At 47.0% G+C, this 14,436-nt stretch carries 11 protein-coding genes, 1 pseudogene and 1 riboswitch; of the genes and pseudogenes, 3 read left to right on the top strand and 9 right to left on the bottom strand.

Going from position 1 to position 14,436, the window contains the following annotated elements; all coding sequences use genetic code 11:
* Positions 1-48 precede the first annotated feature (48 nt).
* The 5 genes from Q0991_RS09450 to Q0991_RS09430 form a co-directional block, all read right to left on the bottom strand.
* The gene (locus tag Q0991_RS09450; protein ID WP_299487732.1) at positions 49-2,205 is read right to left on the bottom strand and encodes a polysaccharide biosynthesis tyrosine autokinase; all 2,157 of its coding nucleotides are present in this window, start codon (positions 2,203-2,205) and stop codon (positions 49-51) included.
* A gap of 466 nt (positions 2,206-2,671) precedes the next feature.
* The gene (locus Q0991_RS09445; RefSeq protein WP_299487730.1) at positions 2,672-3,868 is read right to left on the bottom strand and encodes a glycosyltransferase family 4 protein; all 1,197 of its coding nucleotides are present in this window, start codon (positions 3,866-3,868) and stop codon (positions 2,672-2,674) included.
* Between the two features lie 252 nt (positions 3,869-4,120).
* Positions 4,121-5,371: a glycosyltransferase family 4 protein gene (locus tag Q0991_RS09440; RefSeq protein WP_366524935.1), complete on the bottom strand. Its 1,251-nt coding sequence runs from the start codon at positions 5,369-5,371 to the stop codon at positions 4,121-4,123.
* An 879-nt stretch (positions 5,372-6,250) separates the two neighbouring features.
* On the bottom strand, positions 6,251-6,919 hold the full coding sequence (locus Q0991_RS09435; RefSeq protein ID WP_366524934.1) for a CIA30 family protein: 669 nt from the start codon (positions 6,917-6,919) through the stop codon (positions 6,251-6,253).
* Positions 6,920-6,964: 45 nt separating this feature from the next.
* The gene (locus Q0991_RS09430) at positions 6,965-8,167 is read right to left on the bottom strand and encodes a cation:proton antiporter (RefSeq protein WP_299487724.1); all 1,203 of its coding nucleotides are present in this window, start codon (positions 8,165-8,167) and stop codon (positions 6,965-6,967) included.
* Positions 8,168-8,420: 253 nt separating this feature from the next.
* Between Q0991_RS09430 and Q0991_RS09425 the strand changes: the two genes are divergently transcribed.
* On the top strand, positions 8,421-9,527 hold the full coding sequence (locus tag Q0991_RS09425) for an FHA domain-containing protein (RefSeq protein WP_299487722.1): 1,107 nt from the start codon (positions 8,421-8,423) through the stop codon (positions 9,525-9,527).
* A gap of 27 nt (positions 9,528-9,554) precedes the next feature.
* On the opposite strand, the gene Q0991_RS09420 is transcribed toward Q0991_RS09425, so the two are convergent.
* Positions 9,555-10,745 (bottom strand): MFS transporter, encoded by a 1,191-nt coding sequence (locus Q0991_RS09420; RefSeq protein ID WP_299487720.1) that lies wholly within the window; start codon positions 10,743-10,745, stop codon positions 9,555-9,557.
* Between the two features lie 2 nt (positions 10,746-10,747).
* Positions 10,748-11,386, bottom strand: a complete 639-nt coding sequence (hisIE, locus tag Q0991_RS09415; protein ID WP_299487717.1) for a bifunctional phosphoribosyl-AMP cyclohydrolase/phosphoribosyl-ATP diphosphatase HisIE — start codon at positions 11,384-11,386, stop codon at positions 10,748-10,750.
* Positions 11,387-11,547: 161 nt separating this feature from the next.
* Positions 11,548-11,629: riboswitch (Glutamine riboswitch) on the top strand.
* A 42-nt stretch (positions 11,630-11,671) separates the two neighbouring features.
* Between hisIE and Q0991_RS09410 the strand changes: the two genes are divergently transcribed.
* Together Q0991_RS09410 and Q0991_RS09405 are read left to right on the top strand one after the other, a co-directional pair.
* Positions 11,672-12,121 carry a DUF4278 domain-containing protein gene (locus tag Q0991_RS09410; protein WP_299487716.1) on the top strand — a complete coding sequence of 150 codons (450 nt, stop codon included), beginning with the start codon at positions 11,672-11,674 and terminating at the stop codon, positions 12,119-12,121.
* A 247-nt stretch (positions 12,122-12,368) separates the two neighbouring features.
* On the top strand, positions 12,369-13,280 hold the full coding sequence (locus tag Q0991_RS09405; RefSeq protein ID WP_299487714.1) for an FHA domain-containing protein: 912 nt from the start codon (positions 12,369-12,371) through the stop codon (positions 13,278-13,280).
* A gap of 33 nt (positions 13,281-13,313) precedes the next feature.
* Here Q0991_RS09405 and trxA read toward each other — a convergent pair whose 3' ends face one another.
* Both trxA and Q0991_RS09395 read right to left on the bottom strand, forming a co-directional pair.
* On the bottom strand, positions 13,314-13,631 hold the full coding sequence (trxA, locus tag Q0991_RS09400) for a thioredoxin (protein ID WP_299487712.1): 318 nt from the start codon (positions 13,629-13,631) through the stop codon (positions 13,314-13,316).
* A gap of 108 nt (positions 13,632-13,739) precedes the next feature.
* A pseudogene (locus Q0991_RS09395) lies at positions 13,740-14,436 on the bottom strand (DNA primase); the annotation flags it as partial.

Genomic DNA, 14,436 nt, shown 5'->3' with positions numbered 1-14,436 from the left:
TTTAATTTATTCTTCTGAGCATATCGTCTAAGAATATTGAGTGAAGCGTTATTCTTTTAACGCACTCACTGTTGACGAGTAATTCTGTAGCTTATATCGATAGTATTTGTCTCTTTCTGCAGTCATACCATTGACTGCAACACCTAAGATACCGATACCGTTATCTGTCAACTCTGCAACAGATTGCTGCAGCAAATCTTTGTCAGTGAAATTGGGTTGAGCCACCAGCATTAATTGGTTGCTATCGCGGCTTAACGCTAAAGCATCTACACACCCTGTGATGGGAGGCGTATCGACAATCACTAAATCATAATCATTGGCAGCTTGTTTCAGAAGCATATGTATTGCCTCTGATTCGAAAAAACGGGAGGGATAGATATGAGAACTCCCAGCTGTTATAACCGACAGATTATTTATCTCTGTTGGCTTTGCCGCTTCAGATAGGTTCATATCCCCAACAACAATATCAGTCAGGCCAGCTTGTTTTTTGAGATTAAACAGACTATGTTGAGTTGGCCGACGTAGGTCTGCATCAATGATTAATGTTCGGCGAGATAGCATGGCTGCTACTGCAGCTAGGTGAGAGGCGGTAACTGATTTTCCTTCTCCCGAAATCGTGCTGCTAATGACGAGAACCGGAAGCTTGCCCAAAAAACGAAACTCAATTGACTTGAGTAGCGCTCGATACGCTTCAACTAAAGCAGGGCTATTGAAAAAATACTCCGGGGACTGGAGATTAAGCGCCGCTTCAGGCAATGTGGGCAACACACTGAGGACTGGGAGTTGGATCAGTTTCTCAATTTCAGCAGCGTTATGAAGTTTACGGTCAAGTAATTCGAGTAATAAGACCGTTGAGATTGTCCAAACGGCCCCCGCAGCAATGCTTAAGACCAGGACAACTGGCAATTTCGGCCAACTCGCCCTTCCAGATGGTTCTGCAACCATAATGACCCTAAGATTGCTAACCAGCTGTGCTTCTGCTATGCGGGCTTCATTCAACTTACCTTCTAACAGCTTCACCTCGTCCGCCAACGTTTGGCGTTTCCGTTCCATCGCTGTGAAGGTCTTCTCGAGGATAGGATACTGTTTGCGGCGATCCTCCAGATTAGTAATACTATTACGAACAGCGATGAGCTTTTCCTGCAAAGATCGCTGCTCAAGTTCACCCTGTACCATTTGGACGGATAAGTCTTGGCTCACTTTATCAGCAAAAACTGTGTTAGGCGTAGATGCGTCTAATCCACTGCCCGTCAACTGTGATATTTGCTGAGCATAGAGGCTGCGAATTTGATCTCGCTCTTGCACAAGTTGAAGCATCTCTGGGTGCGTCTCAGTTAGGTCACCGCGCCGGGACGCAATTTTTGAATCCAGGGCAGCTAACTGAGCCCGTACCTTCTGTAATTCAGGATCTTGACCACTGCGCACGGATTGATAGGTGCCTTCAATTCCCTTGGCATTGGTGACGGCGCGAAGCGAACGATTTCGAGCCTTGACCTCTCGAAGTTGAGACGTTATCTCTCGAGCTTGATCCTCTAAATTTGCTAGGCTTTGTACTAATAGTCGATTAGATTCGCTGGTGGTTTTACCATCGCCTGAGTCACCCGAAAACGATAAAAATCCATAGGATCGCTTAAACTGGCTGATTTGCGACTCAACTTGAGCGAGTTGTACCCGCCTTTGCGGAACATGACGTTCTAAGAATTGTCGTACATTTTTCGCTTCTAAACGAATGGTTTCAGTATTGTCCTTGATAACGGTGCGGGCCAGTATATTTAGAAAATCTGCTGAAAGTTGTGGGTCTTTACTTGCAAGACTAATTTGAATGATTTGGGTGCCTGCGATTATTTCAACCTCCAAACCCTGCTTGATATAACCAATTGAAAGTGGAGGTTCAAACTGTTTCCCTCCTTCATGTTCGTAGGTTAACAAGGCCGCTTCTAAAATATTCTTAGAACCAACTAGCTCCTCTTGCGTGGCCAGGGGAATGCCACCTCTACCCGGCTGTTGGGCAATATCACGACCAAATTCAGAGACACTTTCTGGAGGTCTCTCATTGAGCATAAGTCGAACCTTAGACTCATACTGACGAGGGGCGAGAAAAAAGTAACTGATTCCCCCGACGATCACCGAGGAAAAGACTGCTATTGCAGGCAACCTGTGTCGCTTGAGAATGCTGAGTGTCTGGACTAATTTTTTTGATTCCATATTAATCCCCTGATTCGGGTATCCAACAAGCTATCTAGTAAGAAGTCTATTAAATGATTGAGTGCGAAGTTTGATCTCAAAAAAAGATCAGGGTTGTTTTAACCATAAATTGCAAATCTAATACAAGCGACCCATCCTTTAAATAAATCGTAGCTAGATAAAAACCGAATAATATCACGGAGGCATACCCAAAAGAGGCTCCCTATGGACATTAAAAAGCCTGTAAATATCCAAATCCAAGGCTCCTGAATAAAACCAATAGGCTTGAATAAGGGCAGCATAAACACGAGAGTTGTCGCCGTTAATTGTGAATGAGAACTGCAAAAATGAGCACCTTAGAGCTGGGTCAAAACCACGAGGCAGAATTGCGACGTCCGAGACTAACAATCGTCGCAACAACGAAACTGCGGATACATTTTTTTGATGGATGTTAGAGTTGCCCTGAATGTTCATACCGCCCCCACTATTACTTCTGGTTTTGACTCACGAGAGATTTCGGAGTGCCAGACGTTTCTGCCTGTGCTAAGACTGGATGGAGCAGATGGTTGTATAGGTTGATGGTTTTTGTCGCAATAATATCCCAATCGTAATGAACCCGAACATGGTGTTGTGCACGTTTAGCCCTATCAGCCAAGTCTTGAGGATTTCGAACAGCCCACTCTAGGCAACGAATCAAAGCGTTTAAATCGCCTGCCTTAAACAGCACTCCGCGTTCTTGACCTAGCAGTTGCTGATGGGCAGGAATATTGCTGGCCAGGATGGGGCGTCCCTCTCGCATCGCTTCTAGCATCACCAAGGGCAATCCTTCTAGATCAGACGGCAATGTAAATAAACCTGCCCCTCTGACAATCTCTGCTAAACGACGGCCTCTGAGCTCTCCAGTGAAGACAATATCTTCTCTCTCTGCTGCCATCGACCATAGCTGGGACATAAATGCATTAGTATCGCTCGTCCCACCCACCAAAACAAGCTTCCACCCCTTCAGATTGAGGGATGTAAACGCTCGGAGCAAGAGATCAGGCCGCTTCTCAGGCACTAGTCTGCCTAAGAACAGTACATATTTGTTTGGCGTCAAACCTAAGGATGCTCCGTAGGAAAAGCTGGTATCTGAATCGGCATATTTTGCAGGAGCATTAGGGATATAAACAGTGGGCCTGCCATATTTTTTAACGAAGTAATACTCAAGATCTTGCGAGACCACAATGATACTATGGGCAAAACGGACTGCGGCGCTTTCGCCTAAGCGAATCAAGGTACTAGAAAGCCTGCCCCATTTCGCTCGCCGCCAGTCTAAGCCATGGCAGGTGACAACGACTTTTGCGTTCGTGAAATAAGATAAAAGTCTGGGTATCCAGCTAAACAGTGAGGGCCCGAGGGCATGGAAATGTACAATGTCGTATCGAGAGCGACAAGCTGCAATTGCACCCAGAGCCGAACTGAAAAAAGCATCTATCCCTCTTAATCGGAGAGTTGGCAAAGCAATCACTTGGACTCCCTCCCACTCATAACGGTCGAACCAATTGCTATTGATATAGGAAGATCGGGCAAATAAGTCGACGGAATGGCCTTGAGAAACCATACGGGAATAAATCTCGGCTCCATTATGTTCAATGCCTCCCTGCTTAGCAGGTAGACCCTTCGGGCCAATAACAGCAATCTTCAAGAGACCCACCTAATTAAATGAATGTGTACCTGGGAGTGAGCAAGCAGCTTCAGATTGGCGTCGGAACTGCTTGACTCAATTTTGGTGAAAGAACACTACCAGTTTGGAGGAGGTCTAACTTTAGAGGGGCTATTTAGCGTATCAAAACAAGATTTTGTGGGTACCATGAGCATAGACTCCTATTTACGATGATATGTGCCTGGGAGTTATGAGCGGCTTCAGATTGGCGTCGGGGCCGCTCCGTATTGAGCGTTACATTTTGATTTTCGGACGCGGCGTTCTTTGCAATCTTTTATCTTGTTCTTTTTCCCATCGCTGCCACATCTGTTGATAGACATCGGCAATGACGGTCTCGGCTAAATAGGGTTGAACGGTCTGCGTACAGGCTGCTATTGGAAACTCTTCTGGATGCATTAAAATCTTGCTCAGCGCGTTTGCGATCGCAGAAGGGGTTGATTCGTTACAAAGAACGCCGTTATGGCGCGTGATGATGCTGGGCATTTCACCACATCGAGTGGTTACAACTGGAGTGCCACAAGCAAGGGCCTCCAGTGCAACAATCGGCACCGCTTCAAAGACGCTGGTGATAACAAAAGCATCACAAAGACGATACAAATCTGCCAATTCACGGAAATTCAGCTGGCCCAAAAGAGTCACCTGCTTAGACAGGCCCATACGATCAATTTCCAATTGAGTAGCAGTTAGCAACTCACCATCGCCAGCGATTAAAAGGTGAGGTTTGAGTCGACTCGTGTGAGAATTCAGCGCAGCCAGGGCATGGATCGCCAAAATAGGATTTTTCTGAGGATGCAGTCGCCCTGCAAACAGCAATAAGTGCGTATCTGGAGATAGCCCTATTGACTGACAGTGATCACATTTCTTTTTTTTGCGCTCATCAGAGGATAATGAATAAAAAATCTGAGAATCAACTGAATTTTTGACGTGGCTTGTACGGCTGGCGAGGCGTGGATATTGCTGTTGGTAAAATTTAACCGAATCAGTATGGGGAGAGAGAACTTGGTCAAATTGCCTCATCAAAAAACGTTCTAGGGAAAAATATAAAAACGGAAACTGGCCCCAAAGTATCGCATTTCCAGTTCCCTCGCAGATTTGCTTTTGGATATCATTATGGATAAAGTAGGTCTTCTCCCCGGACCAATTCATTGTTGCTAGCGTCGGCTCTAATCTATGGAAATGCATGAAATCCGAGGCAAGGGAGCGGCCCATCAAAGCCAATGTGTATCTAAGAGAAGTAGGAATATGTTTCCGAACATTATCATTTTGTACACTGATCAATGGTAAAAACTCTAACTTTCTCCCCGCTAATTCAGTGTTTATCCATTGACCTATCGGCCAACTAGAATCAACTGAAGTCCCAACGAGTCTTAATTTGAATTCATCTGGCGCGTACTTAATAAAGTTAAAAATTACAGTTTGAATTCCCCCAAGGCTAGAGTGCCACGGATTAAACTGATAAAAAATTGTCAGCACCGGTCTGTTCAAACAACTCATAATTCCAGACTCTGAATTGAGGTCATCCACATACCACCCTTGCATTCAGAATTTTGCAGACCACAAACCCCATTGGCACGATTTTTGCCAATGATCGGGAAGTCTGTCAGCGTCAACTTTCTGGATGTAAGCATGTATCTACGGAGGATCGATACCAAATTGAATGAGTTGTTTGACAGAAACTTTAGTTAAATCTATTTAGCTCCATCCTCTCCCTTTTCACTTAAATTGCTTGAAGCAATTTAAGTGAAAAGGGAGATGCATTAACCATCAATAAAAACTTAGCTTCGTGATAATTATTAAGATCTATTATAAACGATGTTGTGATTATTATACAAACGAAACCATTTTCATATAAGAGACTACGTTCCTACGTACACCTATCGGGAATAGTTTCTTCTTTTACGCAAAAATTTCGTAAAATACCAAGTTAATATAGAAGCAAGCCTCATGACACTTTTAAACTTAAAACCATAAATAAAAGTAAGCCTAAGAAATGGTACTTATTATGGTAGTAACAGCATAAATGCTTGCAGATATAAACAATATCTAGATCTTGTCTTTACAAGCAGATGATGATGAATATATCTATCCTCTTACTAACTTGCCTGCCTATATGTAGCCTAGACAACATTAAATTTAACCTTTGAATATTCAATTTCTGATTATTATTGGGGATTAGGTCAACTTTGAACAGATAGATAAAGTAATTGAATAGATAGATAAAGTAATTGAATAGATAGATAAAGTAATATTCTGTCAGTAAAAAGTCCGGTGTTGCATGCTCAGTCTGGCTACCTCAGCGCAATTCTCTAGTGCAGGTACTATGAGCAATGCCCGGCTACATCAACACAATCCTCTAGTTGGTTCTCAATAAACACCAATAGCCTTGATAGACAACCGAAAGTCACCAGGGCTAAACCGTGGATTGAGAGCCCCATCATATTCAAACTTACTCAGCATCACCTGCATAGCCCGAATCTGTTGAGATTGAACCGGAGGTGCATCACTAACGGTCTTGGCCCGAAACACAGGTGTCAGGTGATTAAAGGGAATTCGAACGGTAATCCATTCCCGAGCCACCGTATCAAACGAAAACGCATAAGCAATACTATCCCATTTATCCTCGTCGCGGAGCAAAAATTTATAGCGTTGACCATCTCCCTTGACCTGTAATTCAATTCCTTGATGGGCCGAAAGATCTAAAGGCGGCTCGAAGTTGCGCGTGCGGACAGAGGCAAATCCACCAGAATTTGCGGTTGAGACAGTTCCAGTAAAGGTTGCTACGCCAACCTCATAGCGTAAACCACTATTACTGACGCCGCCCATGACTACATCATCGACAGCTCCCCACAGCTGATCAAGCTGGTCGGATTGACTAAAGTCAAAGATCAGATTTGCTTGGACCGGGGGTGGGGCTGGGGGAGTAAATCCAGGCATCATTTTTTGGAACCAGTTCAGAACAGGAATTTCTTCGAAATAGGATAAGGTCTGGAAAAATCGACCGACATCCCAAGATTGCCGAGTTCGGTCAGCCATAATGTCGCTAGCAGTAGAGCACCATGCCTTTATTGTAAGCATGGGTCACCCTTCATCGGTTGTCGCTAGCTGTGCCCCAACCTTTTCTGAAAGGATTGGCCCCACTAGGCAGGTGATCACGATGTAGGCAATCACAGCATTGAAAATGTTGTCATCCACTAAATTGGCCTCTTTCCCAAATAGGGTGATAACCAACACCAATGCGGCCCGAGGAATAGTGAGGCTAAAGAGGGTTAACACCTCAGTCCAGGTGTAGTGGAAGAATCGGCCCGCTAGCCAGGCTGAGATGAATTTAGCGAATAGGGCTCCACCGACGATTACACCCGCGATCCCGAGGCTGCCTGGCGCTGAGACAAACACGGCCGGATTTGCCAGTACGCCCACGGACACCATAAAGGCGGGAATAAATAGACTATTGCCCACAAAATCAACTCGGTTCATTAAGTCACTATCTAGGGGAATAGAGCGATTGAGTGCCAACCCAGCGATAAAAGCGCCCACAATGGAATCTACTCCAAGTCCTTGGGTGGCAGAAGCCACTCCAAACAGTGTGGCAACCACAAAAATAAACTGCAGCCCCAACGCAGCATCTGGGTTGAGAAAGGATTGTGCCAGAATCGGGATACCACCAAAGCACAGTGCTATTAGGAGAGGTAACCCTACCAAGAGCTTCAGCCATAGAGCGAGTCCAATTTGGCCTTGAGCCGTCGCCTGAATCAAGGCAAATCCAACCAAGGTCAATAGGGATGTTAAGACAGTGCCGCCGACAGCGACGCCAATAGATTCTCGTTGTGCTAAACCAAGACGGGTCATACTGGGATAGGCCAACAGGGTATGGGGCGAGAACAGAATGCCCAATAGCGCTGAGGCCAAAACCGTCGACCCTGATATGGCAATCATGCCAGTGGCAAACATCATCTGTCCCAGCCCCATGCCAACCAGGAGAGGAATGCCAAAGGTCAGGAGGCCAAAGATCAGCGATCGCAATCCCAATTGCTGTAGATTGCCCAGGTCCATTTGCAGACCCGCCAACAACATAATGTAAAGGAGGCCCACTTTTTCTAGAAAGATAAGCTGAGTATCCCGCGCGAGAATGCCTAGACCATGACTGCCCAATAAACACCCCAACAGAATCAGAACCACTAAGGTCGGAAGTTTTAAAGGTTTGGCAATTAGGGGAGCGACTAGAAGTATGGCCAACACAACGCTGAAGGCATAGACGGGATCTTGCAGGGGCAGCGCCAGCATAGGGATAGGCTTAACAGAAAAAATCATGAGCGGAATTTAAATTATTCTGAACTTCTGAATTTGTCCCAATCACCTTGGGCTGAAAAGGCCAGTTTGGTCTGCTTTGTCGCCAATTTTACCGACTTTTGGTAGCGCGGGAGTTTGAGCGCGATCATAAGAAACCCATTTCAGGTTTTCGATTGTGATCGATGACATCCTATCGATTGATGGTGAGGTGTATCTTGGATGAAGTGATGACAAGGTTTGGAGATCTATGATTACCTGCACCAACTGCGGCCACTCTAACCCAGAGGGAGCAATTACCTGTGAAGCTTGCTACGTAGAGTTACCCAAGATGTCGTCTTGTCCCAGTTGCCATGCTCAGGTACCGGAAGACGCCGTCTTTTGTTCTCAATGTGGGACCTCGCTGCAGGGGGCTGCCCCTCCCAGCTTAGATATGGCCACTGCCCCAACACAAGTGAATGCAGGTAAAGGGATTCCAGCGACGGACGTTGTGAGTTTTGATACGCCTTCCGGGATTCCAGCGACCGATGTGGTCGTGCCGCTGCCTGATCCCCCCGCCATGACACCCCCAGATCAAATCGAAATGACAGAATTTCCAGAGATGGATTTGGGATTTGCCCCGACGGAAGTGACCCCTCCTGGGTCCCCAACTCCCTCCATGTCAGTGGAAATGAGTGAGCAGCCGACGGAAAATATGGCACCATCGCCGCCGCTCCCCAGCTCACCCCTGCCGATGCCCCCAGACTTACCCGAGATGCCTGAGCCATCGCCGCCCATGCCGCCAGCCCTGTCGGAGCCCCCGATGCCGCCAGTCATGTCTGAACCCCCAATGCCGCCGGTATCCTCTGAGCCCCCATCCATGTCTGCCGGGATATCCCAGTCGCCCATGCCATCTGCCGAGGTGCCCTCAACCCCTGAGCCACCTCTGTCTATTCCCGAGCCTGTTATCTCTGAAACGCCACAACCCACGACGACCCCCATCCCAGAGCAGCCGACTCCGCCTCCGGTAGGGGCAACACAGCTACAGCTCCCGGTTGCCAGTCTTCTGCATGAGCGGAGTAATATGACGGTTGACTTACCTACGAATCTGAATCTTGTCCATATTGGCAAGCCGAACGATCGAATTCCGCCAGATGTCGATGTGTCTGGATTCCCGGATAGTGATGTCGTCTCTCGGGTCCATGCCGATATCCGCATTGATCCAGATGGGTATTACCTCGAAGATACTGGGAGTGCCAACGGCACCTATGTAAATAATCAGCCGTTGCGTCCAGGAGATCGCTATCGGTTACGGGCGGGCGATCGCATCTCCTTAGGTAAAGAGGACAAAGTCAGCTTTATCTTCCATCCAGGTTAATCGCTCAATATCTTAGCTACTGACTTTCTATTTTCTGCCCTCAAGGTTACTGGGGGCATATTTTTTGCGGGTTTTGATGGCTAGGAGCATCACCAACAGCGTACATACACCCGCCAGATATAGGGGGTAACCGTAGGTCACTGGGGCAGACTGTTGAATCATGAGTCCTGCAATGACGGGGCCAATACCATTGGAGATGCTGAGATAGGAGGCATTTAAACCCATAACCATACCTTGCTGCTGAGCATTGGCGTTCAGAGAAATCAGCGTATTGATAATCGGTTGGACAAGGGAGTTAAAGACAGAAAAGAAAATGGTGATCGAGACAAAATAGATTAAATTCGGCCAGATGGGCATGGCGAGAAAGGCCAGACTGCGAATCAGCAAGGCTGAGAATAAGATCAACAGCAAATTCACTCTTTTGGTTAGACGAGGCACCCCAAAGGTCTGCATCAACACCCCGAGTAGGCCGTAAACGATAAACATCAGGGCCAAAGACTGAGGGGTTTGGTTGAGCACGTTGAGGAAATACGGCTGGAAAGAATAGGTGAAAATCGTAAAGGTCGTGCCAATCAAGAAGTTGATCAATAACAGAATTCCAACTTTGGGAAGGGTTAATCCTGTGATTAATTTAGCCAATCCCAACTCAAACCGATGCCGTTGCGGTCGCTGCTCTGCTAACGTTTCGGGCAAGAGAAAGTAGGTTACGCCTAAAGCGATGCCTGCGATCCAAGCTGACACTAAAAAACTAGCTCCGAGGGAAATCGCCTGCGCTCCTATACTGATAATGGGGCCGAGAACAAAGCCGACGCCAAAGGCCGCCCCAAACAGACTAAATCCACGCGCCCGATTCTCCGCATCGGTGACATCCGCAATCACTGCCTGAATCACGGAATTGTTGCCTCCGGTTATCCCATCTAGAAAACGGGCCAAGAATAACACCCAAGCAGCAGTAGCCATGCCGGCCATCAGATTGGCCAACATCGTCCCAGCTAAACTCACAATTAAGAGGGGCCGTCTCCCCCAGCGGTCTGAGAGCTGGCCAATCACAGGGGTGGCGATAAATTGAGCAAGGGAAAAGATGGAGAAGAGAAAGCTGGTCTCAAAATCATTGAGTCCAAACTGCCGACCGTAGGGATACAGGGTTGGCAGCAAAATGGTAAAGCTGAGGGAATTAACGAGGGCAATGGCGGAGACGATCCAAACTTCGCGCTTCATGCCTAGCGTCGTCGCTCTTGTAGCTTGCGATAAACGTCTTTGATGTCTACATCATGATGAGCTAAGGCCACCAGACTATGATAAATCAGGTCTGCGACTTCTCCGGCGATTTCATCGGCATTATTATCCTTACAGGCCATCACCACTTCTGCAGATTCCTCGCCAATTTTTTTGAGGATTTTGTTATCGCCAGCGGCAAATAGCTGGCAGGTGTAAGACTCTGGAGAGGGATGCTGTTTGCGATCGCAAATGACCGCAAACACCTGAGACAGGGTATCCGCAGGGGGAGCCACAATTTCCCCTCCCACCTGATGAAAACAGCTTCGCTCCCCCGTATGACAAGCAATGTCACCGATTTGCTCGACGCCAATTAGGAGGGCATCGCTGTCACAGTCATACCGGAGTGATTTGACCTGCTGCACATGGCCCGAGGTTTCGCCTTTGGGCCAGAGTTCTTGTCTAGACCGACTCCAAAACCAAGTTCGTCCCGTCTCCATTGTCTTTTGTAGGGACTCACGATTCATCCAAGCCATCATCAATACCGTTCCATCTAAATAGTCTTGGATAATCGCTGGGATTAGCCCCTGGGCATCATAGCGAATTTCATCAACTGGGATTGCCAGGCTTGCAAAAGAAGACATCAGCGTAGGAAGCAGAAAACGACTTCTTAGATTATCACCCGGGCGAGAACGATATAAATAAATTGATAAAATTCAATGTTAAGCATAAAAATATTCAATTAATTATCTTTATGAGGTTAGGCAATTTATCTAAAAAATGTTATATTTGATACAGAAAATAAATCGTTCATCCCTTAACTCGTTTTTAACTCTGTTCAAGTAGTCAAGGGACGGAAGTAGAGCCTTCGCTCGAAGGAACGCGCCTCAAATCTATACGCATCAGTAAAAAACGATCGGAGGCGAACCATGAAACTGACTTATCGCGGCGTTGAATACGACTATACCCCCCCTCAAGTGGATATGACTGCCAGTGGTGAAGTGGGGCAATATCGAGGACTGGAATGGAGATTTAGAAATCCACAAACCGTTCCTGTTCTTCAACCCAACTTAGATTTGGTATACCGTGGCGTTCCCTATCAAACGGGACAGCCTGAAGCGGTATCCACACCTGTTTATACCCCAGCTCCAACAGTGGCTCCTACTGAGGTCGAAGGATTATCCGTTGCCAATATGGCCCGCGCCTTGATGATGTCCCATCACAAGTGGATTAAGACTCGTCAGCAAGCACTATTGACCCGTGTAGCAACGGAAGTAGGATTAGGGGCTGATGCCGCCTACTATTGGAATCATATTCAAGGCAAAGTACACCCTAGTTTTCGCAGCAGTTACGATCGCTCTCGTGCTGCCCTCAGTTAATCTCCATCCTTTTTGCGAATAGGGATCCATTCAAACGACAATCACGAGTCTGTTCACCTCCAAAGTTGGGGGTGATTTTTTTTTGCCTCCCCTGTGAAGAAGAGACTACCCGATCAAAATAGACCGTGGCATAATTAACCTTCAGTAGCAAAAAAACTATGATCTGCAATGATCAATACAGCCAAAAATTGGCAGCGTTTATAGGTCGCAAGCATGTAAGCTTTTGTGAAATGAGTTTTTATTAATTGTGTCTTCAGGTCCCAACCCCCAACTCTTTATTCCCGCCAATGCCTGTCTCTCGCACCAAGAGCTGACAGAGGGAGGATTTTGGACCCCATCCGTCTCGATGGTCCGGTTTTCACCCTATCCGCCGCAAGGATATTATCGCAGCCTGGTCGGAACCCCCTTTTGGACCTTAGGGCGAGATCAATCTTGTTCCATTGCGTTTAACGATGTCACCTTATCCCGACAGCACGCTCTTATTTTTTCTACCCCCTTACATGAGTTTTACTTCACGGATCTAAACAGCTTAAATGGCTCCTTTGTGAATGAGCAACGGGTCTTACATCCGACCGGTTTACACCATGGAGACCGGTTAAAAGTAGGCCGACTATCCATGGAGTTTCAACTCTCCTCTGCGTTAGAACCTTTTAGGCCGAATGCGACACAAAAGCTAGTGCTGATGGTGCAACCGTCAGCCACCCAAGGCAAGCTTTGGCAAGAGTTATTGATCTACCAAGGAGTTTCTGTCATCTGGGAGAAACTCACCTCTAGTGAAGACCTGAGCAATTGTCTGGACAGTTATGCGCTTCATGAAAGTCGATTGCCCGATCTCCTCTTAGTTGAAGCTGAAACCTTAAATCCCAACCCCTACCAGTTTTGTCGATGGTGTCAAGAGGCATATCCGTCCCTGAAAATTGTTTTAACCTGCCGGGGCAGAACCGAAGTGCTGCCTTCCGAGCTGAAATGGGCCAAAGCTCAAGGCGCGACCGATCTACTCCCTGCCTTTCGAGAAGATAATATGTTGGCGCGAGTGGTAGATATGGTCGCCCAAGTAAATGTGGTTCTCAAGCTTCTCGGTAGCCAAGAACTGGAGCAAAACACAGTCGCCACAGATTTTTTCTCACTGCTAAAAGACTTGAAAGATGAGTCGAGATAAGTCTTGTTTGGAAGTATCTCTCGCCCCATACCGCTAGAGCAGCGGTTGTAAACGACTGACAATATCCTCTGGCGGCAAAACCCCTTCGATTCGCTCCACAGGCTGACTATCCTTAAACAAGACCAGGGTAGGCAAAGCGTGAATATGATATTCCGTTGCAAGCTCTGGGTAGCGCTCGGTGTCAATTTTGACCACTTGCAGTTTGTCTTTCATCAAAGCACTCACTTGGTCCAGAATGGGTACCAACATGCGGCAAGGCCCACACCAAGTGGCGTAGAAATCGACAAGTACCGGTTTATCTGATCCAGATAATAATTCGGCAAAGTTCTTGTATTGCTTTTTCGTGGCCATAAGCACTGTCTACCAAGGACTATCTTTCATCCTAGGGCCAGTTTGAGCGGATAGGGCGCGATAATTTTATTAATTTCAGGTTTCCGCCGCGTCTTGCTGCGCGCCTGCCTAATTCAAATTTATAAGGGGATTGGCCAACAATTCGCTGAGATCGTTGAGATCAACGCACCGCTGCTGATCCAGCTGTTGCAAATAGCGTTTTTCTTGATAGTATAGGCGTTTAATTTCATCCAGCTCTTGCAAGCAGTAGGATTCCTCAGCGAGCAAACTTTGAACTTGCTCCGATTCGTCCATCAGCATTTGTTGCAGATAGGTATTGAGGATCTGGCGCTGTCCCAGTTCCCGTTTGGCCGATTTCATCGCCGATTCCCACATTTGCAGCAAATGTCGACAGCGTTTTTCGCAGGCAATGCGTTCTAGACTAGCGGCCGCTGCTCGAATCGAAAGGCTGGGGCGCAGTATGTCTAGCTCTGTTTTTTCATTCAGCTGAATCAGGTGATAGACCTGCTGGATCTCCTGTGAAAATTCGGTACAGAGATCTTGTACCGCTGCTATTAAGTCAAATCTGGGGATTTCGAACTCTGGATGTTCTGGTGGAGGCTCGCTTCTAGTTGAGTCATCTTCGATGGCTAAGATTTGCCGCCACAAAAACCGATGGTGGGAAAAGCTAAACTCAATATCTCGCTGCTTCAGGGCATTATGAATGTCTTGGCGAAACTGAGGCCGATGCAGATAAATCCGCAGGAGTTGGGCTTCTGCCGCTTCCCGCAGGGTAAAGTCGGCGGGGCGCTGCCATTTTTGCGAT

The sequence above is a fragment of the Acaryochloris sp. IP29b_bin.137 genome (assembly GCF_028285745.1).
Taxonomy (GTDB): Bacteria; Cyanobacteriota; Cyanobacteriia; order Thermosynechococcales; family Thermosynechococcaceae; genus Acaryochloris.
This window is presented reverse-complemented; position numbering and strand designations above follow the sequence as displayed.